At 32.3% G+C, this 25,045-nt stretch carries 20 protein-coding genes and 2 pseudogenes; 11 read left to right on the top strand and 11 right to left on the bottom strand.

The window, feature by feature from the left end; all coding sequences use genetic code 11:
• Positions 1-199: 199 nt before the first annotated feature.
• The 3 genes from FOF46_RS16700 to tilS form a co-directional block, all read right to left on the bottom strand.
• Entirely contained in the window at positions 200-838 is a 639-nt protein-coding gene (locus FOF46_RS16700) for a Crp/Fnr family transcriptional regulator (RefSeq protein WP_109439111.1), read from the bottom strand.
• Between the two features lie 90 nt (positions 839-928).
• Complete coding sequence (locus FOF46_RS16695; RefSeq protein WP_109439112.1) at positions 929-2,911, bottom strand: protein-disulfide reductase DsbD family protein; 1,983 nt, start codon at positions 2,909-2,911, stop codon at positions 929-931.
• A complete protein-coding gene (gene tilS / locus FOF46_RS16690; protein ID WP_143917242.1) occupies positions 2,911-4,224 on the bottom strand; it encodes a tRNA lysidine(34) synthetase TilS in 1,314 nt (437 codons plus the stop codon). The genes FOF46_RS16695 and tilS overlap by 1 nt, the downstream gene beginning before the upstream one ends.
• A 159-nt stretch (positions 4,225-4,383) precedes the next feature.
• On the opposite strand from tilS, the gene FOF46_RS16685 reads away from it, so the two are divergent.
• From FOF46_RS16685 to FOF46_RS16675, 3 genes are all read left to right on the top strand, one after another.
• Positions 4,384-5,085: a hypothetical protein gene (locus tag FOF46_RS16685; protein ID WP_109439114.1), complete on the top strand. Its 702-nt coding sequence runs from the start codon at positions 4,384-4,386 to the stop codon at positions 5,083-5,085.
• Positions 5,086-5,490: 405 nt separating this feature from the next.
• Complete coding sequence (locus FOF46_RS16680) at positions 5,491-9,945, top strand: T9SS type B sorting domain-containing protein (protein WP_143917241.1); 4,455 nt, start codon at positions 5,491-5,493, stop codon at positions 9,943-9,945.
• Between the two features lie 34 nt (positions 9,946-9,979).
• Positions 9,980-10,975 (top strand): PorP/SprF family type IX secretion system membrane protein, encoded by a 996-nt coding sequence (locus FOF46_RS16675; protein WP_143917240.1) that lies wholly within the window; start codon positions 9,980-9,982, stop codon positions 10,973-10,975.
• 38 nt (positions 10,976-11,013) lie between these two features.
• Here the strand turns inward: FOF46_RS16675 and FOF46_RS16670 are convergent, their stop codons facing one another.
• Together FOF46_RS16670 and FOF46_RS16665 are read right to left on the bottom strand one after the other, a co-directional pair.
• Positions 11,014-11,751: a LytR/AlgR family response regulator transcription factor gene (locus FOF46_RS16670; RefSeq protein WP_109439117.1), complete on the bottom strand. Its 738-nt coding sequence runs from the start codon at positions 11,749-11,751 to the stop codon at positions 11,014-11,016.
• Positions 11,748-12,860 (bottom strand): sensor histidine kinase, encoded by a 1,113-nt coding sequence (locus FOF46_RS16665; RefSeq protein ID WP_200825181.1) that lies wholly within the window; start codon positions 12,858-12,860, stop codon positions 11,748-11,750. The genes FOF46_RS16670 and FOF46_RS16665 overlap by 4 nt, the downstream gene beginning before the upstream one ends.
• A 269-nt stretch (positions 12,861-13,129) precedes the next feature.
• Here FOF46_RS16665 and FOF46_RS16660 point away from each other — a divergent pair, with 269 nt between their 5' ends.
• Together FOF46_RS16660 and FOF46_RS31615 are read left to right on the top strand one after the other, a co-directional pair.
• Positions 13,130-13,648: a hypothetical protein gene (locus FOF46_RS16660; protein WP_143917239.1), complete on the top strand. Its 519-nt coding sequence runs from the start codon at positions 13,130-13,132 to the stop codon at positions 13,646-13,648.
• A 131-nt stretch (positions 13,649-13,779) separates the two neighbouring features.
• Positions 13,780-13,944 carry a hypothetical protein gene (locus FOF46_RS31615; RefSeq protein WP_167571867.1) on the top strand — a complete coding sequence of 55 codons (165 nt, stop codon included), beginning with the start codon at positions 13,780-13,782 and terminating at the stop codon, positions 13,942-13,944.
• A 53-nt stretch (positions 13,945-13,997) separates the two neighbouring features.
• Here the strand turns inward: FOF46_RS31615 and pabB are convergent, their stop codons facing one another.
• Positions 13,998-15,305, bottom strand: a complete 1,308-nt coding sequence (gene pabB / locus FOF46_RS16655; protein WP_244299639.1) for an aminodeoxychorismate synthase component I — start codon at positions 15,303-15,305, stop codon at positions 13,998-14,000.
• Between the two features lie 7 nt (positions 15,306-15,312).
• A complete protein-coding gene (locus tag FOF46_RS16650) occupies positions 15,313-15,849 on the bottom strand; it encodes an NADPH-dependent FMN reductase (protein WP_109439119.1) in 537 nt (178 codons plus the stop codon).
• Between the two features lie 85 nt (positions 15,850-15,934).
• Here FOF46_RS16650 and FOF46_RS16645 point away from each other — a divergent pair, with 85 nt between their 5' ends.
• The 6 genes and pseudogenes from FOF46_RS16645 (at position 15,935) to FOF46_RS16620 (ending at position 22,268) form a co-directional block, all read left to right on the top strand.
• Positions 15,935-17,290, top strand: coding sequence for a DEAD/DEAH box helicase (locus FOF46_RS16645; RefSeq protein WP_143917238.1), 1,356 nt, complete (start codon positions 15,935-15,937; stop codon positions 17,288-17,290).
• A gap of 66 nt (positions 17,291-17,356) precedes the next feature.
• Positions 17,357-18,107: pseudogene (locus FOF46_RS16640) on the top strand (NYN domain-containing protein).
• 23 nt (positions 18,108-18,130) lie between these two features.
• Positions 18,131-18,676 (top strand): metal-dependent hydrolase, encoded by a 546-nt coding sequence (locus tag FOF46_RS16635; protein ID WP_143917237.1) that lies wholly within the window; start codon positions 18,131-18,133, stop codon positions 18,674-18,676.
• A gap of 9 nt (positions 18,677-18,685) precedes the next feature.
• A complete protein-coding gene (locus FOF46_RS16630; RefSeq protein WP_143917236.1) occupies positions 18,686-20,458 on the top strand; it encodes an ABC transporter ATP-binding protein in 1,773 nt (590 codons plus the stop codon).
• Positions 20,459-20,537: 79 nt separating this feature from the next.
• Positions 20,538-21,911: a DUF3179 domain-containing protein gene (locus tag FOF46_RS16625; protein WP_143917235.1), complete on the top strand. Its 1,374-nt coding sequence runs from the start codon at positions 20,538-20,540 to the stop codon at positions 21,909-21,911.
• A 117-nt stretch (positions 21,912-22,028) separates the two neighbouring features.
• Positions 22,029-22,268 (top strand): CDGSH iron-sulfur domain-containing protein, encoded by a 240-nt coding sequence (locus tag FOF46_RS16620; RefSeq protein ID WP_109439133.1) that lies wholly within the window; start codon positions 22,029-22,031, stop codon positions 22,266-22,268.
• A gap of 49 nt (positions 22,269-22,317) precedes the next feature.
• Here the strand turns inward: FOF46_RS16620 and FOF46_RS16615 are convergent, their stop codons facing one another.
• From FOF46_RS16615 to FOF46_RS32565, 4 genes and pseudogenes are all read right to left on the bottom strand, one after another.
• Positions 22,318-23,634, bottom strand: coding sequence for a serine hydrolase domain-containing protein (locus FOF46_RS16615; RefSeq protein WP_143917234.1), 1,317 nt, complete (start codon positions 23,632-23,634; stop codon positions 22,318-22,320).
• 6 nt (positions 23,635-23,640) lie between these two features.
• Positions 23,641-24,528 carry a TlpA family protein disulfide reductase gene (locus FOF46_RS16610; RefSeq protein WP_167571866.1) on the bottom strand — a complete coding sequence of 296 codons (888 nt, stop codon included), beginning with the start codon at positions 24,526-24,528 and terminating at the stop codon, positions 23,641-23,643.
• A gap of 151 nt (positions 24,529-24,679) precedes the next feature.
• Complete coding sequence (locus FOF46_RS16605; protein ID WP_143917232.1) at positions 24,680-24,943, bottom strand: MotA/TolQ/ExbB proton channel family protein; 264 nt, start codon at positions 24,941-24,943, stop codon at positions 24,680-24,682.
• Positions 24,933-25,045 (bottom strand): annotated as a pseudogene (locus tag FOF46_RS32565) (IS982 family transposase); the annotation flags it as partial. The gene FOF46_RS16605 and the pseudogene FOF46_RS32565, both read right to left, overlap by 11 nt.

The following is a 25,045-nucleotide window of genomic DNA, read 5'->3' as shown; positions in this document are numbered from 1 at the left end:
GGTACAAATGTAAAAGCACAAAACCACTAAATTTGGTGACAAAAGTTACTGAAAAACGTTAAAAAAAGATTAAAAAATAAGCGCTCAAATACCTGAATATCAATTATTTAAAATAAAAAAAACAGAACAAAAAACCAATACTTAAAAAGCATGGTTTTTTGTTCTGTTTTTTTATATAATATCTGTTATTTTTTTACATCTAATTGCTGGCTAAAAGTTCTATATGTCTTTTATGTTGAATCAATAAATTTGTCGATTGTAGTTTTTTTGTTATCCTCGATACCACTTCTCTCGAAGTTCCTAAATCAGATGCTATTTGTTGATGAGACATTTGAATCATATTACAATTTTGAAGTTTTGCCTTTTCATTCAAATAATTTACCAACCTATCTTCAATTTTATAACAGACAACTTGCTTAGTTGTATTTAGTAAATCTTCGTAATTGCGTTGAAAATCTTTTAATATAATTCTAATAAAAGATGGGTATTTTACAAACCATTCTTTTACTTTTTCTATTGGTAAACAAAGAACTTTAGTATCTTTTTCTGTTTTAGCAGAAAACCGAACCGCTTCCTGGTTAAATAAATGATTAAAACTAAGAATACAACACTCATTTGGATGTATGTAGTACAACAGAAACTCTACTTCATCTTCTTCTGCATACATTTTAATTAAACCATCCAAAATGATCGGTAAAAAATTCATGTAGCTTCCTTGTTTTACAACATATTCGCCTTTAGGGATTTTTTTAAATGCACCAGAAGAAATTATTTCGTCTTCAAGTTCTTTTTCGATAAAAGGAAAACATTGAGAAAGTTCTATTTGTTCGACCGACATAGATTATTAGTTTTAATACATACAAGAAGTCGATAATATATCTCATCCTTACAATTTTATTATAACAAAAATCTATACAGTTATAAGTGACTATTTTTTATTATTATTCTTTAAACCAGTTTGGAGCCACTTTAGATATTCAATTGCATCAGGAGTATACGCAGTAGTATGGTTTAGAAGATTCATACTTGTATCTAGTAACACATAATAAGGTTGAGAATTATTTTGAAAATTTAAGGTTTGAAAAGTTGCCCATTTATCCCCTATTGTTCGAATATTTTTAACTCTTCCATCTGGTTTTAAAAATTTGAATTGAGATTCTTCAGGTAATTCTTTACGATCATCTACATATAAGGAGATTAATACGTATTTATTTTTGAGAATATCTATAACCTCAGGATAACTCCATACCTGTTCTTCCATCTTACGGCAATTTACACAGGCCCAGCCCGTAAAATCAACTATAATTGGTTTATTCTGAGCCTTTGCTGCCTTAACTCCTTCTTCAAAATCTGTATAGGCATTTAGGCCTAAAGGACCATGTGCTTCCTTTTCATAAATACTATAAAATAACGGTGGTGGAAAACCACTAAGTAGTTTTAAGTTAGCGTATGCCGTATTGGTTAATCCCGGTATTAAATATAGTACAAATATAAGAGTCAGTATTCCCAGTGTTTTCCTTCCTACACTTAGTTTTTGTATTGGGCTATCATGAGGAAAACGTATTTTTCCAAAAAGATATAATACCATTCCTATTCCTACTAATATCCAAATTGCAATAAATACTTCACGTTTTAAAACTCCCCAATGTTCTACAAGATCGGCATTAGATAAAAATTTAAATGCCAGTGCAAGTTCTATAAATCCAAGAACGACTTTTACAGCATTTAACCAACCTCCACTCTTTGGTAACGAATTTAACCAGTTTGGAAATAATGCAAATAATGCAAATGGCAATGCCAATGCCAATCCAAAACCACCCATTCCAAAACTTAATTGCATTGCTCCACCATCACTACTAAGAGAACCTCCTAACAAAGATCCCAAAATTGGACCAGTACATGAAAATGATACCAATGCTAATGTTAATGCCATAAAAAAGATCCCCACTACTCCTCCTATACTTGTAGCTTTACTATCCAGCTTTGTACTCCAGGATGCGGGTAATGTGATTTCAAAATATCCAAAAAAGGATATTGAAAAAATAATAAAAATGACAAAAAAGATAACGTTAAGTGTAACATTTGTTGAAATATTATTCAATATTTCTGGATCTACAGAATCCAAAAGATGAAATGGAAGACTTAAAAGTACATAGATAAAAAAGATAAAAAATCCATAAAGTACTGCATTAAATAACCCTTTCTTACGATCTTTTGCTCCCTTTGTAAAAAACGATACGGTAAGTGGTATCATAGGAAATACACAAGGTGTCAACAATGCTATTAATCCACCTAAAAAACCTAAAATAAATATATTGAAGTAACTTTTCTTTTCTACCTCTTCTGAAGGAAAAACATCTTTACCTTTAATATCGATATATAATGCATCTGATTTATTTTGATCTTCTGCAGTAATTGCCGACAAATCTCCTTTATTCTCTGTTGCTTCACCAGAAAGACTGATATCAAATTCTATAGTCTCGGGAGCCAAACATTTTTCATCATCACATACAGAAAAGAATACTTCTGCCTTAATAGACTTTAAGTTTTTATCAATACGCTTTATCTTTTGAGAAAATGTAACCTTATCTTCAAAATACTTAACATCCATCTCGAATATATTATCGTATTTCTCTATTCCTTTTGGCTCTATAGTCTCGCCAATAAGTTCATATGTCTCTGGAGTATTATTATATCCAAATTCTGTTGGTGTAGGTGCTATTTCATCCGAATCTGCCTCATTTTGTGAGTATAAATGCCAACCTTCATCCAGGGTAGCCTCAAAATATAATGTATAAGAGTCATCTGTCTCTTTTTCTACGCTTGCTTTCCATTTAATGGGGTCAAGCGTCTGAGAAAAAAGTGTCGTTGAAAATAATAATGTGGTCAGTAAAATTAGGAAGTAACGCATCAGGTTATTGTAATTTTTAGTAGTTGTTTAGTTTGGGGCATTATTTTAAATCTATTATCTGCTCTATAATTTATAATCCAGACAATTTCTTTTCCAGAGCACAGTAACCATACTCTTTCCTTGGCAAGTAAAGATAATTTTTCGTCTTTAAAATATTTACTAAGTTTCTTTTTACCTTTCATTCCAAGTGGATAAAAATAGTCGCCTTCTTTCCATTTCCTTACAGATAAAGGGTACTTTAACTTTTCTTTATCTACATAAATAGTTTTAAGGTCTACTTCAGAGATTTCTTCTACAATCTTAAATTTTAGTGTCCCAGAAGGAATCATTAGCATACTCTCTGCTTCAGAGATTTTATAAGTGCGATCCGAAATATCTTCGATTATGGGGCTTAACAGTAAATAAGCACGATCTTTTACTAATCTATGCGTCTCTGAAAACACTTGCTTTCCTGATTGCGCCACTATCATTTGCTCAATGTCATCCCAAGCCTTAAACCCATATGGTTTTAACAAAAAGTAAAGACATGTTCTTGGATTTCCAAATTCTCGTAATCTATGTATCGGTATTTTGATACAATCTGTTTCACGAATTTCAAATAGCTCATTTTTTAACCGAAACACCTGACTCTTTATAAATTCATTACTTTGCTTAAGATGTTCTAAAGTTGTCATGAAATTTTGCAAAAACTGAGGATTCACTAACTTTAATTCGGGCACCACTTTATGTCTAATAGCATTTCTTAAATACTTTGTACTGCTATTACTACTATCTTCTCTCCACTCTAATTTGCTTTTCTTCGCAAATTCTAAAATTTGATCTCTTGAAAATGGTAAAAGTGGGCGAACAAAAATATCATTAACTTCAGGTATACCTGTTAATCCTTCTATTCCTGTTCCTCTAGATAGATTAATCAAAAAAGTTTCGAGATTATCATCTGCATGATGGGCTGTAAGAATATAATCAAACTGATGTTCTAATGCGAGTTCTTTAAACCAATCATACCTCAACTCCCTCGCCGCCATCTGAATCGATATATTTTGTTTATTGGCATAACTCGATGAATCAAAGCTGGTTATTAAAAAAGTAGCATGAATATAATCTGCCAATGCCTTTACAAACTTCTCATCTTCATCGCTCTCTTTACCTCTCAAATTAAAATTGCAATGCGCAATATCAAATTCGAGGTTTATTAATCTACAAAGGGCGATAAGCACAACGCTATCTAACCCCCCGCTACAGGCAATTAATAATTTGCTTCCTGAAAGAAATGAGAGCTTGGTTGTAATATGATCTTTGAACGCTTGTAACAACGGATTCTCGATTAACTTTTTAGTTTTTCAAATATACGATTTTGAATTGCTATTGCAATTCTTCTTAAAAACAGATTCAATCATTGATTATCAAGTTTTTAACACCTAAATTGATTTGTTTTCGTTATTTTTAGGAAACAACTCTTAAATCATTTACCAATGAATAGGACGCATGAATTATCAAAATTTAATGAGGCTGATGATCAAAGAGAATTCAGCAAGAAGTTATTATCAATTGTTCCTCACTTACATCCCTATGTAAAACATAGATTATATATTGCCGAAAGCGTCGGTATCCTCCCACAAAATATGTATTGTTCCAATGGTATTATTGACGACGCTATTGTAAAACTACATCATGATGAAATTGACTTTGAGATAAATACATTATCTCTAGAACTAAAACTTTTTAAAATAGCAGACGAACTTATCGACGAATTACACATACGAGAAGGCTGGCATCAAAGAAATATTAGCACAAGTCATTTCTTAAAAGAAGAATTAGAAAAACTAGAAGAAAACTTTACTGCAGAAGCAGATAATGAATTGGTCATGAAAGAAGAATTAGATGATATTTGTTATCATCAAAATACAGAAGATAAACAAAACTTTATTTATAATGATAAAGATTCTGCTATTCTTAAGGTTATAAATTCAGAGCCCTCATCAGATTTCAGAAAACAAAAACTACTTGGTAAGTTCTATAGTTGGTTACCAATGGAAGCCTCTAAAATAATTGATCTTTTTGTCTTTGGTAGATTAAATTTTGAAGAAATAGCTATTATTAAAGGTATTACGGCAAAAGAAGTTAAAGAAACTATTATTGATGTTAGAAAAAGTTTTAGACGTAATCTAATATGATTATGAGATTTCACATATAGGAAACACCCTTCTATAATTGATATTGATCTATTATATCAAATCACTTTATATCTCATTTTAAGCCTGTGGTTAAGATAAGGTCTATTGACTATAGTAGACTTTATTTAATACAAGGTTTATTGTTTTAAAATTCTCCATACAAAGCCCTGGATTCCTCTCCTTTTTTATCCAAAAAACACTTAGAAACAAAACTTTATTTTTTCAAAATCTTAATTACGGTAAGACTTATCTATCTGTTTTAAACTAAAAAGAAAAATAATGTTTTTAAAAGGATATTCATTTGTTGAGTTGTTTTTATAATAGAATGGCAATTAAAAAGACTTAACTAATCAAATCCATTCAAAATTATAGAAAGAATAAAACCTAACACAAACCCAACTCACCGTGAACAAAAAGACATATTTGATTGTAGTCATTCTTTTGACTATATCAAAGGGCTTATTCGCACAAACAATGACATTAACCTCAAATGCGCCTTCAAATACCATTTGTAGAGGAGATATTATTCAGGTTGATGTAAATATAACTCCTCCAAATGGAGCCAGTGGATATAATTGGACAAATGTAACTACTGGTCAATTTATTAAAAGTGTAAATGGCAATGCCGGAACATTTCATCTTTTTACTGGTGTAGATAGACTTCTCACAAATAGCACCATAAGAGTTGAAGCTTTTGGCGGAACAGGAGGAAACCTATCACAGACCATTGACATTATAGTGCAACAGCCTGCAAACCCAGGTACAGAAGGTAACCTCCTTTTATGTAATAAAACAGGAGATATTGATTTGTTTACATTACTTCAAGGAAACCCTGACAGAGGAGGAACTTGGGATCCTCCATTGGCCAATGGAGATAGAGGTACTTTTACCATTGGTACTGATACTCCAGGGATATATCGATATATGATATCGGCAACAGCTCCCTGTTCTGATAGCGAATCTCGTGTAGTAGTAAAAGAGTGTTTTAATGATGATTTTGATAATGATGGAGTTAACAACAAAGATGATTTAGATGATGATAATGACGGAATCCTAGATTCCGTAGAAAACTCTGCTTGTACTTCTGCTACTTTAACTGAATCGAGTCCTGTCGTAGATATAGATTTTGGAACAGGCAATACTCCTACTACAGATCCTAATATACAAGGACACCAACATAATCCTAATTGGCCGGATGATGGATTCTATAATGTAGCAAATTCTTTATACATGTTTAATTCTGCCAATTTTGATGTATGGTTTATAACGACAGATACAAATCCAGTACCACATTCTGATGGAAACGGAGACGTTAATGGTCGATTTTTAGCGGTCAATATTGCTTCAAACTTCGGAAATAAAGTATTATATGAGCTAAAAGACATTCCTATTTCTGCCGGAATACAATACAATTTTAGAATTGACATGGTTGGACTATGTGATAGAGGGTGCGCAGATGTTCCAGCATTAGACCTGGAAATCATAGATCAAACAACAGGAAATACAATACTTTCTACTACTTCTGCAGCTCTGGGAGTTGCCAATGATGATATTTGGAGAACATTATTAGACGATATTACGGTTCCTACAAATACCTTATTGACATTACGTATACGAAATCAACAGTTGCAAGGGAGTAATGGAAATGATATCGGAATTGACAATATTCGTTTTGCTCCTTTAGAATGTGATTCTGACAGAGATGAAGTCCCAAACTTTCTAGATCTTGATTGTGATAATGACGGTATTTTTGATATTATCGAAGCTGGTCGTTCTGATTTAGATACCAACGGTGATGGAATTGTCGATGGAATTCGCGATACAGATGGAGATGGAATCGCTGATGTTGGAGTTGATGTAAATGGTGTTCCTATAGCAGCATCTGGAGGGTTAACTCCAATAAGTAGTGATGGAGATGGACTCCCTGATTATTTAGATATCGATGCTGATAATGATGGTATACAGGATAATATTGAAGGACAAGCTACATTAACTTATATAGCCCCAAGTGGAAATGATCTGAATAAAAATGGAGTTGATGATGCATATGAAGGTGTTGGTTCAATTACTCCTGTAAATACGGATACAGATACTTTACCCGATTATTTAGACCTAAATTCTGATGATGATTGCTTAAATGATACTGTAGAAGCATATGATCTTAACCTAGATGGTATTTCTGACATCACCGCTATTGGAACAGATACTGACAATGATGGTATGGATAATGCCTTTGACATTGTAATATTAGATGCACTCACAGCTATTACAAACCCCACAGATAATGGTGAATTACCTACCGACTTACCAAACAATCATAACATTGGGGGAGATGTTGATTTTAGAGAAGAATTTAAAAAAGTAGATGAAAAGAAAACCGCTGGCGGATGTGCAAGCGGAATACCAACTATTAATCTATTTGATAGTCTGGTGGATGCTGCAATTCCGGGTGGAACTTGGTCAGGACCTAGTGTTTTAACAGGAGGTGAATCAGGAACATTTAATGCAACTACCAATGTAGCAGGAACATATACATATACACTTCCAACAATTGGGTTGTGTCCATCCAGAAAAGGAGAAGTTAAAGTATCTATTATAAGTACATCAGATCCAGGAACAAATGGAACATTGAATACATGCGTATTGGTCACAACACCTATTAATTTGTTTGATAGCTTAGGAGGTACGCCAGATACTGGAGGATCATGGACAGATCCAAACGGAAATCCTTTTGGAACCACTGATCAAGGAGTACTTAACCCCTCTGCTACTGGCACACTACAAGGTACTTATGTATATACTATAGGAACAACAGGTTGTAGTAGTAGTGCTAACGTAGAGGTTACTATAAACCCTGGAGCTAACGCAGGACTAGATAATAAAGTATCATTCTGTTCTACACAAAGTAGCATCAATTTATTTGATAGTCTTGAAGGTACTCCAGACACAGGAGGATCATGGATTGACCCTAATGGAAATCCTTTCGGAACAACCGATCAAGGAGTGTTGGATCCATCACTTACAACTACATTATCGGGTGATTATATTTATACCGTTTCTGCAACGACTTGTCCTATTCAGGACACTGCTATAGTTACAGTAACCATAGAAATTGCTCCAAACCCAGGAACTAACTCATCGTTAGAAATCTGTACCAATGCTTCTGCTATTAATTTGTTTGATAGCCTTCGGGGGGCTCCAACAACAGGAGGAACATGGACAGGGCCTGGGGGAGCAACTTTTGGAACTAATGATAAAGGAGAGTTTAACCCGGCTAGCGATGCTGCCGGAACATATACTTATACCACAGGAACAATAGCGTGTAATAATACAGCAACGATAACCGTAACTATTAATCCTGCAGCTAATGCAGGTGAAGATAATAAGGTTTCTTTTTGTTCTACTGATACAACTATGAATTTATTTGATAGTTTAGGTGGTTCGCCAAACATCGGTGGATCATGGACAGATCCAAATGGAAATCCTTTCGGAACAACCGATCAAGGAATAATAGACCCGTCAGCAACAACTACCCTATCTGGAGATTATACCTATACTGTTTCTACTGGAAAATGTACAATACCAGATATTGCTAAAATCACCGTGGTGATTGAAACAACACCAAGTATTTCTTTTGATAAAACTACTTGTTCTGATGATCGCAATAGTTATAGTGTATCATTTACTTCTAACGAAACATGGTCTATAACCATTGATCCACCTAATGCCGGTATCATAGATGTTACAAATTCTATGATTACAGGTATTGCTAGTGATACCAATATCATAATTACTGCCACAAACCCAGCTAATACTACTTGTGAAGATACTTTAAATATCATTGCTCCTGATTGCACCTGTCCTGATATTACAGAACCCACTAACCCTATTCATCAACGAATTTGTGCTGGTGATACTAATCCTGTATTGTCTGTAACAGTTTTGACAGATCAAACAGCAAATTGGTATACTCAAGACGGCACTCTTTTAGTTGCAAATACTACTACGTATACTCCAATAGAAACTGCTATCGGGACCTATACCTATTCTGTAGAAGCTTTTGATAACAACGAAAAATGCCCAAGTGATCGAATACCTGTATTTTTTGATATTGTAACTGCTCCTGAGATAACATTATCTAGTGACAGTGCGATATGTGTTTCTGAAGATGGAGTACCTTTACCTACTAATGATTTTCCCTTTATTGATACTTTTTTAAATACTACAGATTTTACATTTATATGGAGTTTTGAGGGCACAGTAATTCCCGGACAAAATTCTTCTGGTATTGAAACCTTGTTACCAGGTACTTATACAGTACAATATACTGATAAGGTTTCAATGTGCTCAGATACTTCAAGCGTCACCATAAATGCTATAGAAGGTCCGCAAAGGTTAGATCTTTCTTTATCGTTAGGAACTTTTGCAGATCATAATGATATTATTGCCACAGTAGCTGGTAATAGTGAATATGAATTTAGTCTGGATAATGGATCTTTTCAAACTGAAAATATTTTTAGGAATGTTGCCTTGGGATTACATGAAGTCACGGTTAGAGATATTTATGGTTGTGGAAACCTATCTAAAGAAATTTTCGTCATGGGTTTCCCTAACTTTTTCACTCCTAATAACGATGGCATTAATGATACCTGGAATGTAATTGCTGACGAAAATTTACCAGAAATGATAATTTATATATTCGATAGATATGGTAAGCTTTTAAGTCAACTTAATCCCAATGGACCTGGATGGGATGGTATTTATAATGGGCGAACTTTACCTTCAACAGATTATTGGTTTGCCGCTCAATTTAAAGATGGTTCAGAAACTTATCGTAGTCATTTTACTTTAAAGCGATAGCCGTGATCTCATTTTTTATATCAATACAAATCATATGAAACTCATTAGCATTTCCCTTCTCGGAATATTGATGTTATGTACAAAAATTGGCATCGCTCAGGAAGGATTACCAATATACTCGGATTATCTTACCGATAACTATTATCTTATACATCCATCAATGGCTGGTGCTTCACAATGTTCACAAATACGATTAACCGGTAGAAGAAATTGGGTAGGAGAAAAGGATACCCCAGGGCTTTTTACGGCTGCTTTTAATGGAAGACTAACAGATCAGTCTGCAATTGGTGCTACCGTATACAACGATGAAAATGGTTTTTTTTCACAAACAGGAGGTTTTCTTACCTATGCGCATCATTTAATGTTTTCGAGGAGTGAATTGGACCTAAACATGTTATCGTTTGGATTAAGCGCTGGAGTTATTCAATATAGACTTGATCAAAGTAGTTTTATTTCAAACGGAGACCCCTTAATATCCGCAGGGTCTTTAAGTTCTGCAGAGTTTAATATCGATTTTGGATTATCATATAATCTATACAATTTCTATACACATGTGACCATGAAAAATGTATTGGAAAACTCCGGAGTTAATTCTGATTTTCAAGCTACACCTAATCTTAGAAATCTATTAATATCTGTCGGGTATGTTTTTGAAAGAGGTAATAAAAACTGGTCGTTTGAACCATCCATATTATACTCATACAGAGATGGTGTTAAGCAATCTAATATCGATTTAAATCTTAAATTTTATCGCAATGTAAGCGTTGGAAAAATTTGGGGAGGATTATCATACAGAACCAGTCTGGACAAAATAGATTTTGCAGATGGTACCGAGTTAAAAACTCAAACTCTAAATTATATTACTCCATTTATTGGCGTAAATTATGGAAAATATGTATTTGCTTATACCTATTCATATCAATCAAACCCAGTAGTATTTAATAACGGAGGATTTCATCAAATCACTTTAGGAATTGATTTTTCATGCAGAAAGAAACGCTATGCTTGTTATTGTCCTGCTGTAAATTAGGCGTTATAGTATTGATGTAAAAGTAATTCTTATTTCTTTTAATAGTTGTTTGTATCATTTTTCCATAGTTTATCTGATAGTACTTTTTCTTTAACTTCTTTACGATAATTTCGACTAATAGGAATACTATCAGAACCAATCAAAACCTCATGACTTTCGATAGAATCGATTTTAGGAATAGATACAATATAGGATTTATGAGTTCTTATGAAATTCTTATCTTTTAATTTTTCCTCAACACTTTTTAGTGGTAATAAGGATATGTATTTTCTATCATATGTATGAATACTTACATAATTCTGTAGCGCTTGAACAAAAAGTATATCTCTAAAATAAATTTTTTCAAATTTATGATCACACTTTATAAAAAAATAGTCTTCTGTGTACTTATCAGAAACCAATTGACCTGATGTATTTTGTAATTGAAAAAAATCGTTAGCTTTATTTGCTGCTTTTATAAAACGTTTTAATGTAACAGGTTTTAATAAATAATCCAATACATCCAGATCAAAACCTTCTAAGGCATAACTAGGATACGCAGTAGTTAGAATAACCATAGGAAGATTTGACGTTATTTTCAGAAAATCTATTCCATTAATCACAGGCATCTGAATGTCTAAAAAAATAAGATCTACTTTTTTCTGATTCAGTATATTGGTTAATTCAACAGGACTATTCCCCTCACCTACTTGTTCCAAAAAACCTATTTCAGCTATATAATTATTAATACATTCTCTTGCCAAAGGTTCATCATCAATAACGACACATTTTATCATAACTGGTATGGTTTTAATTGAGGAGAGATATGCTCTTCTAGATTTAATTTTAGTACAACAATATATTTGTCGTTCTCCTGATTTAGTTCTAATGTATAATTATTAGGGTATAGTAACTCTAATCTTCGCTTTACATTTTTTAAACCAAGTCCGCCATAGGTAACTGCGTCTCTCGAGATTTTTTCATTTTGTGCTACTGTATTCGATATTTTAAACATAAATTGATTATCCACCAAACGTACCTTGATCTCTATACGGTTAGGTTTATTGTTATGTTGAGATATATGTTTGAAAGCATTTTCTATGAAAGGCATTAGTAAAAATGGAGCTACGGCAAGATTTCCTGATGACGAGTTTGGTAGGTCTGCCGTAATCACAAAGTTATCATTCTGCCTTAGTTCTTCTAATTCTATAAAACTTCTTAAATAGGATAATTCTTTATCCAACAAAATTTGATGTTCATTACATTCATATAATTGATACCGTAGTAGATCCGAAAATTTAGCTAACGACTCAGTTGCCATAACTGTATTCTTATTAATTAGCACAAAAATAGAATTGATTGTATTAAACAGAAAATGTGGATTAAATTGTGATTTCAAAAACTTTAGTTCAGTTTCTAATTTCTCTTTTTCCAATACTCGTTGTTGTTTTTGTGATGACAGCCAATTTTTAGACAGTTTGATACTCATACCAAGCGTCATTGAACCTATGGAAGAAGGGAGTGTATTCTGCAGAAAAATCTTGTATAATCCTGACAAAGAAATTTGTAGTTCAGGAAAAAAATAATAACCCATGATATTTGGGGTAAGAATAAGTATAGCCATTGTTATAATAGTAATGATAACCAGTACGATATACTTCAAATATTTTGATTTCTCTAAATACTTGGGAATGAGAAAATATAAACAAAAATATACTCCTATAGCTTGAAAAATCACAAAAGAGAAAAACCAAATAAAAACTGAAGGTTGACTAATTTGATCAAAAACTTTAATAAAACCTCCTTTAAAAACTATCCACCAGGTAAAATGATATGCAAACCAAAATACAAGATGGTAAATCTTGTATTTAATTACCCAATCATATATAGACTTTATCGCATTCAACAGCTTTCTGTTTTTTAAACCAATGAAAATCAAACTTACAATATTTTAATAAAAACATTCCATCACTCATTATCAACAGTTTAGTTTTATTGACAAGATGCTAACTTTTATTGATAAGATGTCTATTTAATATGAATTGGACATGATAGGGAATTAATAGAGCAAAATAGTTGTTTAATCAAGTATAAACGACCTGTAATCAATTTGATTTTACCATCATTCTCATTTGCTATTGATTTGTAACACATTAATTTATTAAATCAAAAAACATGAAAACATTAATCATACATCTTTTAATAACAATAAGTATAACGACTATAAGTTATGCTCAAAATCTAAATGCTGAGTTAGAAAACACAACATATAAAGTTAGATCAAATAAGAATGTAATCCCACATTTTATCAAAGAAGTCCAAAACAGAAATACGCCCAATCATGCAAAACATTTTGAAAACTTAGCTTCACAATGGGGTATACAACAAGTATCTAAATATGATAAACCTAAAAAATCATTTAATGCTACTTTTAAATCCGACAAAGGGCAAATCGCTGTAACTTATGACAAAAATGGAAAACTAATAGCTGCAGAAGAAGAGTTCAAAAATATAGCTTTACCAAAACATGTGATACAATTTATTTATAACAAACATAGAGGATGGACAGTAACTGGCAATATATATTCTGTTTCTTATCACAGAAATAAACTCCTTAAAATTTTATATGAAGTACAATTAAAAAAAAGGTATCTAAACAAGAGTGTACAGCTTAACATTGATACTATATATTAGTTAGCCTAATACATAGTAAAACTATCAAAAATGAATGGTAAATAATCTAAAAAAAATAGTACCTTAAAAATGTTTAAATCAGAATGTAATTAACATCATCCAATTACTTTTAATCTTAAAACCTAATCATTATGTTAAATCACTTTCTAAACCCTGTAAATATTAGGGTACTAAAGAAATCAGAGCAAAGTAAAATTAACGGAGGCACCGAAGACCCTTGTTCTCCTGGACATCATGTTTCCTGTGGATTTTGTATTCCTAAGGAAGAGCCTTCTGATGTTTGCTTAGATCCTTGAAAATTATAAAAAAGCTGTCTTCTAAGACAGCTTTTTTACATATTTAGTTTAAACTATGAAGTTTCTAGAACTTCACGCATTGCTTTAGCTTTTAGTAAACACTCCTCGTATTCTTTATCTGGATCTGATTCTGCTGTTATTGCGCCACCTACGGTATATGAGATATATTTTTTTTCTTCATTATAGAGTATACTTCTAATCACTACATTAAAATCAAAATCTCCCGTGGGAGTAAAATATCCAACGGCTCCACTATACAAGCCTCGTTTAGATTCTTCTAAATCTTCAATAATCTGCATTGCTGAAATTTTAGGCGCTCCGGTCATACTTCCCATAGGGAATGTAGTTTTAATAATATCTACAGGTGAAGTGGTTTCATCTATTTTTGAAACTACAGTAGATATCATCTGATGGACTTGATTAAATGAATATACTTTACAAAGTTCTTCAACAGTAACAGAACCTTTTACAGCGGTTCTTGATAAATCATTACGAACCAAATCTACTATCATTACATTTTCAGAAAGTTCTTTTGGATCATTTTTTAAAGCTGATACTAATTTTTCATCTTCTACTCTATTCTTAGATCTTTTTGCAGTCCCTTTAATCGGTTGAGAAATAATTTTCTGTCCTTCTTTACGCAAATAGCGTTCGGGAGAAGCTGACAATAAATAGTGTTTATCTATTTTTAAAAATGTAGCAAAAGGAGGTCGTGAAATAGCGTTAAGGTGATGATAAGTCTGCAAAGGATTAATACAACTCTCTTTTGCAAAAAACTCCTGACAAAAATTGGCTTCATAAATATCCCCTCTATAAATATGAGTCAACATAGCATTGACTTTTTCTTTATATATATCTTTGGTTATCCTAAGACTTATCTTAATCTTACCACAAGGAGATTCTTCAGCTTTATTTTGTGTTGTCAATAAAGTGGTAGAAATGGTTTTAAAATCCTCTTCAATTTCATCATCAACCATTCTTAAGTAATGCATTTCTAATACATCTCCAATAAAAAAAAATAATTTTTTGGGTTGAAAGAAATATAAATCTGGAAATTCTAATTCGTCTTTATTTCTAGAAACAAGTTCTTCTGTATCATTTTTAAGCTCATAGGAGAGATATCCAAAAATCCAATCTCCCGATTGTTCTTGATATTCTTTTAAGCTATCAAATCCATTATGATAATCTGTCTTAATTGCGGTAAAAGCCTCAACAGCCAAAATACCATCAAAACTAGAATATTGTTGAGTAAAATCATTAGAGTCCATCCAGGTGATTTCATCAAACTGTTGTGCCCATTGTAAGAGTTTGAGTTTAAATTCTGATGGGTTTTCTAATGTATATTTTTTGATACTTCGCACCTACTCATTAAATTTGATGTGCAAAAGTACTTATAACCTGATTTAATCCCAATAAAAGTGTCTCATCTGTTACGGTATTGGACTCTACCGAAAAATTATCATAAAAAGAAGGAAAACTAAAGCTTTCTATAATTTCTGCTCCAAATCTTGGAAATACATTTTTGGCATATTCTAAAGAACTTACTCCTCCTCTTTTTCCAGGAGAAGTACTCATTAAAAGAATTTTTTTGCCTTCTAAAAAATTACGGTCCAAACGGGATAACCAATCTATTATATTTTTAAAAAAGGCTCCCCAACTACCATTATGTTCATTTACTGAAATTATCAATGCATCTGTATCAGATATTTCCTGTCTAAGTCCCATTGCCATCCCGGGAAAACTATTATTTCTTTCCTCATCTTCACTATACATTGGCATATTATAATTTGTTAAATTGACAATTTTAACCTTATGTCCTTCTATTTTTGATGCTACAAATTCTACAAGTTTATGATTGATAGAAGTACTGCTATTAGAACCTGCAAAGGCGATAATGTTTTTCATTGCTATATCTTAAGAAACCAAAAGTAACTAAAATCAAAACAGTCACAAAATAAGGCTACCTTTGTATCATCAAAAAACAAATCAATTGACTTTTCAAGATTTAAATTTAAGCACGCAACTTCTTAATGCCCTTGACGATTTAGGGTTTGAGACCCCCACTCCTATCCAAGAGCAAGCTTTTTCTGTAGTAATGTCTGGAAAAGATGTAGTAGGTATTGCACAAACAGGTACAGGAAAAACATATGCTTATATGCTTCCTATTTTAAGAATGCTAAAGTATTCTGTACAACAAAACCCAAGAGTATTAGTGTTGGTTCCTACAAGAGAATTAGTAGTTCAGGTAGTTGATGAAATTGAAAAACTATCCACATATATCAATGTAAGAATTACAGGAGTATATGGAGGGACAAATATAAATACTCAAAAACAAGCTGTTTCTCAAGGATTAGATATCATTGTAGCTACTCCGGGACGCTTATATGATCTAGCTGTGAGTAGAGTGTTACAATTAAAATCTATTCAAAAAATAGTAATCGATGAAGTTGATGTAATGTTAGACCTTGGTTTTAGGCATCAATTGATGAATATTTTTGATATCCTTCCTCGGCAACGACAAAATATTATGTTTTCTGCTACTATGACCGATGAAGTAGATAAAATGATTTCAGAAACATTTGTCAAACCTCAAAAAATATCTGTTGCAAAAAGTGGAACTCCTTTAGAAAACATTAAACAGTTTGGATATAAGGTTCCAAACTTTTATACTAAGGTTAATTTACTAGAACATTTACTTTCAGATAAAGAAACGTTTCATAAAACCTTAATTTTTGTCGGTTTTAAAAAAATAGCAGATCGACTATTCGAACAGTTAGAAAAACAATATGCCGATGAAATTTGCATTATTCATTCTAACAAAACTCAGAATTATAGACTACGTAGTATTGAGCAATTTAGACAAGGAGAAAATCGTATTCTAATTGCTACAGATGTTATGGCTAGAGGTTTGGATATAGAAAATGTAAGTCAGGTAATCAACCTTGACACTCCAGAATATCCTGAAAATTACATGCATCGTATTGGTAGAACAGGTCGTGCAGAAAAAGAAGGAGTTTCTTTTGTGCTTACTACCGAAAAAGAACAAGAACATCTTGACCGTATCGAGAATTTAATGGAAATGAAAATCGAGCAACTGGATATGCCAGTAGGCGTAGAAATTTCTGATCAACTTACTCCTGAAGAACAACCTGTTGTAAAAGAGATTAATAATCCTCATAAACGTCCTAATGATGAAGTTGGACCAGCTTTTCACGAGAAAAAAGAAAAAAATAGAAAAGTAAACCTGGGAGGATCATATCAACGTGAAATTAAAAAGAAATACAAAAAACCTAAGACAAAAGGTGATAAAACCTATAATTTAAAGAATAAGAAGAAAAAAAGATAGCGTTTAAAGTCAATACTATCCCGCTATTTTATACATTATCCTGATAGTATACCTTAATCATTTTATATGGATTTAAATCTTGCAGTACTAATCGACGGTGATAATATACCATCTACCTATATCAAAGAAATGATGGAAGAGATAGCTAAATATGGTAATCCCACCATAAAAAGAATTTATGGCGATTGGACCAAACCGGATCTTACCAAATGGAAGAAAATTCTTCTTGAAAATGCTATAACTCCTATTCAACAATATGGTTACACCAAAGGAAAAAATGCAACTGATTCTGCTATGATTATTGATGCTATGGATATTTTATATTCAGAAAAAGTAAATGGGTTTTGCCTGGTATCCAGCGATAGTGATTTTACCCGTTTAGCTACTCGACTTAGAGAAGCAGGAATGAAAGTTTTTGGAATTGGAGAAAAGAAAACCCCTAATCCTTTTATTGTTGCTTGTGATAAATTATCTTGAAATACTAAAACATGAAGCCGAAGAGAATGAATCTGAATCTACAGATAGTAAACCTATATCTAAGAGTAATGTAGATAAAATAACGCAAAAAGATATCAGATTAATTTCATATACAATATCTGATTTGGCAGACGATGATGGCTGGGCTTTTCTTGGTGATGTAGGAAGTCTTTTACAAAAGAAACAACCCAACTTTGACTCTAGAAACTATGGTTTTCAAAAACTAACTCCGCTAATTCAATCCATTAAAAGTTTTGAAATAGAACAACGTGAAACTACAAAGGGGAGATCTAAACTAATTTACGTTAGAAACAAAAAGCAAAACCGGAATAAACATTAAAAGACACTTAGACTACTCTAATTATGGCATCCATCTTTGCTCACGGATTTACTGCTTTTGCTTTTGGTAAAAGTTTTTCAAAAGAAGTTATCAATTGGAAATTCTGGTTCCTCGGAATCCTTTGCGCTATTATGCCCGATGCTGATGTTATCGGTTTTAAATTCAATATAGCATATGAAGATTTTTGGGGACATCGAGGATTTTCTCATTCATTAGTCTTTGCTTTATTTTTCGGAATAACCATGACCTCTATTTTTTATCGTAAGAAGCTAATGACTAAAACTGGCTTAATATTAATTACTTATTTTTCAGTTTGTACAGCATCACATGGTATTTTGGATGCTATGACTACAGGAGGTTTGGGTATTGCTTTTTTTTCTCCTTTTGATGATACACGCTATTTTTTTCCGTGGAGGCCCATTAAAGTTTCTCCCATTGGAGCTAGTAATTTTTTTAGCATTTGGGGCATTAAAGTATTGTTAAGTGAATTGATTTGGGTCGGAATTCCAGGTGGTATTTATATATTAACGATGTATTATGTCAAAAAACGTAAGATTCAATCAAACTGAACAACAAGCATGAGAGAATTTCAAAACACCGCTACTTCTAAAGACAAAAAAAAGTCAAAAGTAACTATTGGAAAAGCATTTAAAACCATTATTTGGCCAAGAAGAAATCTTGTTTTTATTGGATTACTTCTCATTGTCATAAGCAGGTTAGCTAGTTTAGTATTACCTGTAGCTAGTAAATATCTCATGGATGACGTAATCGCTAAAAAAGATTACGAAATGCTGAAGTTATTATTAACAGGAGTAGGAATTTCAATTCTAATACAGGCTATTACTTCATTTCTTCTAACTCGGATACTTAGTGTGCAAGCTCAATTTTTAATATCAGAATTACGAGCACAAGTACAGAAAAAAGTATTATCACTACCTATTAGCTTTTTTGACAATACCAAATCAGGAGCCCTAGTATCTCGTATCATGAGTGATGTAGAAGGCGTTAGAAACCTTATTGGCACGGGATTAGTACAATTGGTCGGAGGTACAATTACAGCAATCATTTCATTAGTTTTATTAATTCGAATTAGTCCATCAATGACTCTATTTGTATTGGTTCCAGTATCTGTATTTGGCGTAGTTGCCTTAAAAGCTTTTAAATACATAAGACCTATCTTTAGGAAACGAGGAGTTATTAATGCTGAAGTTAAAGGCAGACTAACAGAAACCCTTGCCGGAGTTCGAGTGATAAAAGGATTTAATGCAGAGGAGCAAGAAAATAGAACTTTTGAAGAAGGAGTTGATCGCTTATTTCAAAATGTGAAAAAAAGTTTAACAACTACTGCGCTGATCACTAGCTCGTCTACATTTCTATTAGGTATTGCTTCTACCGGAATTATGGGGATTGGTGGTTATAAAATTATGGTTGATGAACTTACTGTTGGTGATTTTCTTTCTTTTACATTATTACTTGGTTTTATGATTGCTCCAATAGTACAAATGAGCAATATAGGAAGTCAGTTGACTGAAGCATTAGCCGGATTAGATCGTACCGAAGAGCTCATGAATATGACTCCAGAAGAGGAAATAGAAGATCGAACGGTAGAATTAGTTGATATACATGGAAATATTATTTTTGATGATGTTACTTTTTCTTATGAGGAAGGAAAAGATGTATTGCATAATATTAGTTTTAAAGCTACTTCAGGATCAGTTACTGCTTTGGTAGGTAGTTCGGGATCAGGAAAGTCTACGATTGCTGGACTATCAGCCACTTTTCTAAATCCAAAATCGGGTCTTATTACTATCGACGGTCACGATTTATCAAAAGTCAAACTAAATAGCTACAGAAGGAACCTTGGAGTAGTTTTACAAGATGAATTCTTATTTGAGGGTTCTATACGACAAAATATCTTATTTCCACGACCAGATGCTACAGAAGAACAATTACTTCAAGCAGTTAAAGCTGCATACGTTAATGAATTTACAGATCGTTTTGATGAAGGATTAGATACGCTAATAGGTGAACGTGGGGTAAAATTATCTGGAGGACAACGACAACGAATTGCAATCGCAAGAGCAATACTAGCAGATCCCAAAATTATCATTCTCGATGAAGCTACTTCTAATCTAGATACAGAAAGTGAAGCATTGATTCAAAAAAGCCTTAGTGAATTAATGAGAGGTAGAACCACTTTTGTGATTGCCCATAGACTAAGTACCATTAAAAAAGCCGATCAGATTTTGGTCATAGAATCAGGAAAAATTGCCGAACGTGGCACTCATGATGAACTCATCGCTTCAGAAGGTAGGTATTTTGATTTATATACGTATCAAGCAAGGATCTAGTAAAAGAATAAAATCTTAAAATTCTTTTATCGGTGTAGAAATTACCATCTTAATACGACTTACTTCTAAAGTAATTAGGATGATGCGATTTATATTTACCTTGGTTTTTATCTTCAATATTGGTGTGACCAATGCTCAAAATACGGTTAATAATACCTTAGAAAAACAAGACTATGAATATTTTCTGGATTTCTTTACTTCTGGAAATACTCAAGTCCATAAAGAAGCACTAAAATATATTGAAGATCACTGGAAAGAAAGTTTTGAAGTCATGGCAGTTGAAACCATGTACTTTTTAAGAAGCCCCTCGACTTCACTTAAACTTCTAAACATTCTTCAGAAAAAAACTAAAAAATATTATCCTCGCGATTTTGATAAATGGTATGAATACATATGGAGTAAACAATCGTCTTATCCAGATGCTTACTATACCTTTAAAGCTATCCTACATAAAGCTATAGATTCTCGTTTTGACAGATATTTCCTGGATCGCGAACATCAATCTACCATTCGATTAGATGAAGTACGTTGGGGAGGTGTAAAACAAGATGGTATCCCGCCACTTCGAAATCCCAAAATGCTCAATGCAAAAGATGCGACTTATCTCGATGATAAGGATATTGTTTTTGGCATTTCTATTAATGGAGATACGCGTGCATATCCAAAACGTATTTTAGCCTGGCATGAAATGTTTACCGATCAAGTCGGAAATATTCCCGTTGCCGGAGTATATTGTACATTATGCGGAACTGTAATTTTATATAAAACAGAAAAAGATGGAATTCGCTATCAAATGGGTACTAGTGGTTTTTTATATCGATCTAATAAATTAATGTACGATCAAAAAACACAATCGCTTTGGAATACGCTTTGGGGAAAACCTGTTATAGGACCTTTGGTAGGCAAGGGTATTGAATTAGAATACCTTAGTGTGGTCACAACAACTTGGGGAGAATGGAAAAAACGGCATCCAAAAACTACTGTTTTATCGTTAAAAACAGGACATCGTAGAGATTATGATGAAGGAGTTGCTTATAAAGATTACTTTTCGACCGATGAATTAATGTTTACAGTGCAAGAAAAGGATACCAGATTAAAAAACAAGGAAGAAATTCTAGCCATACGACTCCCTGATAAAACTGAAGAGAATATTGCCATTTCATCCAATTTTTTAAAGAAAAATCATATTTATAAAGGTGTAATAAATCACAATAATTTCACCGTATTTACAGATCAAAGTGGCGCGCATCGTGTATATTTCACCAAGGAGATTGAATTTACTTCATATGACAAAACATCATTAGCCCAAGACAGTAATGGTGAAACTTGGGAACTAGATGAAAATCAAATTAAAAATATTAAAAGCGGTAAAACTTTACAACGATTACCTACTCATAATGCGTTTTGGTTTGGTTATCATGCTGCTTTTCCAAATGTGAAATTGATCAAATAAGCTTTATTCATTATCATCATAATTTATTTTTTTATCCAAAATAAATAAGGTTGTTATCACTTATTTAAAACCAATCTTAACGTAGGATTTGATATTTTTAAAGATAAAAACATAGTTATGAAAAATAATATACGAGGTGGTGATGCGCCTATCCCTTGTCAATTAGAAGCAGATAAGAATTATGCATGGTGTAGTTGTGGACATAGTGCAGATCAGCCTTTTTGTAATGGTACTCATAAAAAAGAAGGAGGTACTCCACCAACGATTTTTAGTGTCCATGAAGCTAAAGAAGCTTATTTATGCACCTGCAAAGAAACTAAAAACCCACCGTATTGTGATGGGTCTCATAAAAATTAGAAAATGAAAAATTCCTGATTCATCTTGATGAATCAGGAATTATCTCCTCCTACTTCCTTTTAAATTCTGCCTTTTTTCCGCCTAATTGTAAGATCATCTTATTTTGTTCTGGAAAAAATTCAATATGTACTCCTGCTCGATTTGATTGAAATTTGTTTTTTTCATGTGATTCTACTGGAAATGTCGGACCATTTTTTGCACTTACGATTAGTGTAGCGTCTTCTTTAGTCATTGTTATTTCAAATGGAGGTTCTTCTCCTTTATAAACCCCTAAATATGCATCAAGTTCTTCGGTTTTTAGATGTAATGCAGGCTTAAATTCTGGAAGTTTATATTCCAGGTCATAATATATATTAGCGACCCCAACTAATATCTCAGTAAACCCTAATATTACACCATTAGACAAATAACTAATTGACAGTTTATCTTCTGGCACATAAATCGCTACAGATTGAAAGCCATCAATTCCTCCTGAATGACCAAAGTTTTCTTTATGGTCATAAGGAAATTGAACAAGTCCCATTCCATAACTATCTTCAAGATCTTTCATCTTAAGTAAGGATTCTTTAGACACCAGTTTATCAGAGAACAAATTATGATAAAAAATGGCTACATCTTTTGATGTAGAAACTATAGCTCCTGCACCTATAGGCACACTCATATCTGTTTCTGGTTGTAACACCCACTCTTCATCCATGTGATATGACAACGCTTCATTTTCCTTTGAATTTATTTTACTTCCATAATATGTATTCTTTAAATGACAAGGAATAATTATCCTCGATTTAAGAATTTCGGCATAACTTTTCCCTTCGATATCTTCGGCTATATAAGACAATAAGACATAATTTGTATTAGAGTATTTACCTTTCTCATCGGGTTTAAATTGAATTTCTTTTTTTTCAATTCGATCTAACATTTGTTGTCTCGTATTAGGAACCACCATCCATTTCCTAAAGTCTTTATCGTTAGTTATATTATATAAACCACTGCGATGTTTTAAAAGATGTTTTATTGTAATTTTATCAGCATTAGGAATTTTAGGAAAATAATCACTAAGAAAAGTTACTAGACTCAGCTTCTTTTCCTCGATCAATTGCATAATTATTGTTGCTGTAAATGTTTTGGTAATAGAACCTATTCTATATTTGGTATTATGACTAGCCTTTACTTTATTTTTAAGATCTGCATATCCCATAGTATGTTGATAGATTTCTATTCCGTTCTCTAAAACAGAAACACTTCCCATTCCTTTATTTTTATGATCAATCACAGAAAACAAACTATCTAGTTTTGCCTTATTAATCTTTTGTGCATTTATGGTATAGCTTATCAAAAAAGCTATAATTAATATCTTTTTTATCATAATATTTTAGTTTTTAACTGATAATCTTTTGAGTTCTTTTTTTGCTATTTCAAATGAACTATATGCGCTGTATACTCCATCTTCACCTACAATGAAATGCATCGGGATTGAACTAATTTGCAATACTCTTCTTGTTTCTTTTACTCTTTTAGAAATAAACTGCATTCCTATTGGGTTTTTATCATTTACAAACTGTTTCCACTTATGGATATCAGAATCAAATGAAATGTCTATAAACTCGATATTAGAATTTTTGCTTAGTTCTTTTTTTAGTTTTTCCAGTTCTGGTTTTTCATGCATACATGGTGGGCACCAAGTAGCCCAAAACGTAATCAAGTATGTTTTTTCTTTGATATTTTTTAAATTAAATTCAATATCTTTTTGATCATATAATGTATGATCTGGAAGGATTAACTTTCCCTTTTCCGTAAAATCCCAAAGAGTATTAGCGTTTATTAATTCTCCATGATCATTATAATCTGAATTCTCAGTTAATACGATAAGAGGCTGGGAAAACAAAAAATAGAAAAAAACACCCAAGACTCCTAGACCAGATAAAAATCTGTATCCTTTTTTAATAGAATCTCTGGTAATAGCTAAGGTAAGTGAGCCTATAACGATAAGGATAAAAATAAAAGGGATATATAAAAAACCAAAAAGATCAAAAATAAAAAAAGGTAAAAAAAGAAACGGTAGAAATTTAGGTGGTGTCTTTTTATTTATTGTACCGCTAAAAAACATACCAATTACTCCTATCAAAATCGGAATCCATTTCAATAAATTTACCTCATGAATATGTAAAGGATTAAGAAATAGAAAAAAGTAAAAGCCTATAATCATTATTAATATAGTCGCTACTATTCCAAAAATTATTTTTAGCACTATTTTTTTCATCATATTTTATTTGTATTTTCTTAGTAAAAATTAATGTTGAAAAAGTGAAGCTACAAAGTTAGAATTCATAGTTTCATTACGCTTCAGAAGTTCACCTAACAATTGATACAGGTTCAATTGAAAGGAATTTTACAAATTATTTTTTTAGGAATTATTTTTGGTCTGCTTCCTTACCGATCCAGGTAAATACAATAATCGCAGCTCTTGAAATTATAAATACAAAAAAACCAAAGATGGGAGGAAGTGCCGATACTTTTAATCCTCCGGCAAAAATACCAGTAGAAAGATCTCCAATCTGTTCGACCTGATCAAACATTTCTACCAAACCTATCAGTTGTCCTAACATTCCCCAAACCAGAGTTAAAAGGCCAATAGAACTTAATAAGCTAATACCCGTTGTGCATTTAGTTAATATTAATTTTTAGGTTGTTTATATTTCTGTTGAATTCAAACCTATTGATATATTGAATAATGGTCATTGCTGTGATCTTTGATAAGATTCTATTTTTAAATCCCT

The sequence above is a fragment of the Aquimarina algiphila genome (genome assembly GCF_007489275.1).
GTDB classification, from domain to species: domain Bacteria; phylum Bacteroidota; class Bacteroidia; order Flavobacteriales; family Flavobacteriaceae; genus Aquimarina; species Aquimarina algiphila.
This window is presented reverse-complemented; position numbering and strand designations above follow the sequence as displayed.

Excerpts from the sequence above, each read along its gene's own strand:
- FOF46_RS16700 (WP_109439111.1), bottom strand. The coding sequence starts at position 838 with ATGTCGGTCGAACAAATAGAACTTTCTCAATGTTTTCCTTTTATCGAA.
- FOF46_RS16695 (WP_109439112.1), bottom strand. The coding sequence starts at position 2,911 with ATGCGTTACTTCCTAATTTTACTGACCACATTATTATTTTCAACGACA.
- FOF46_RS16685 (WP_109439114.1), top strand. The coding sequence starts at position 4,384 with ATGAATAGGACGCATGAATTATCAAAATTTAATGAGGCTGATGATCAA.
- FOF46_RS16675 (WP_143917240.1), top strand. The coding sequence starts at position 9,980 with ATGAAACTCATTAGCATTTCCCTTCTCGGAATATTGATGTTATGTACA.
- FOF46_RS16670 (WP_109439117.1), bottom strand. The coding sequence starts at position 11,751 with ATGATAAAATGTGTCGTTATTGATGATGAACCTTTGGCAAGAGAATGT.
- FOF46_RS16660 (WP_143917239.1), top strand. The coding sequence starts at position 13,130 with ATGAAAACATTAATCATACATCTTTTAATAACAATAAGTATAACGACT.
- FOF46_RS31615 (WP_167571867.1), top strand. The coding sequence starts at position 13,780 with ATGTTAAATCACTTTCTAAACCCTGTAAATATTAGGGTACTAAAGAAA.
- FOF46_RS16650 (WP_109439119.1), bottom strand. The coding sequence starts at position 15,849 with ATGAAAAACATTATCGCCTTTGCAGGTTCTAATAGCAGTACTTCTATC.
- FOF46_RS16635 (WP_143917237.1), top strand. The coding sequence starts at position 18,131 with ATGGCATCCATCTTTGCTCACGGATTTACTGCTTTTGCTTTTGGTAAA.
- FOF46_RS16630 (WP_143917236.1), top strand. The coding sequence starts at position 18,686 with ATGAGAGAATTTCAAAACACCGCTACTTCTAAAGACAAAAAAAAGTCA.
- FOF46_RS16625 (WP_143917235.1), top strand. The coding sequence starts at position 20,538 with ATGATGCGATTTATATTTACCTTGGTTTTTATCTTCAATATTGGTGTG.
- FOF46_RS16620 (WP_109439133.1), top strand. The coding sequence starts at position 22,029 with ATGAAAAATAATATACGAGGTGGTGATGCGCCTATCCCTTGTCAATTA.
- FOF46_RS16615 (WP_143917234.1), bottom strand. The coding sequence starts at position 23,634 with ATGATAAAAAAGATATTAATTATAGCTTTTTTGATAAGCTATACCATA.
- FOF46_RS16610 (WP_167571866.1), bottom strand. The coding sequence starts at position 24,528 with ATGAAAAAAATAGTGCTAAAAATAATTTTTGGAATAGTAGCGACTATA.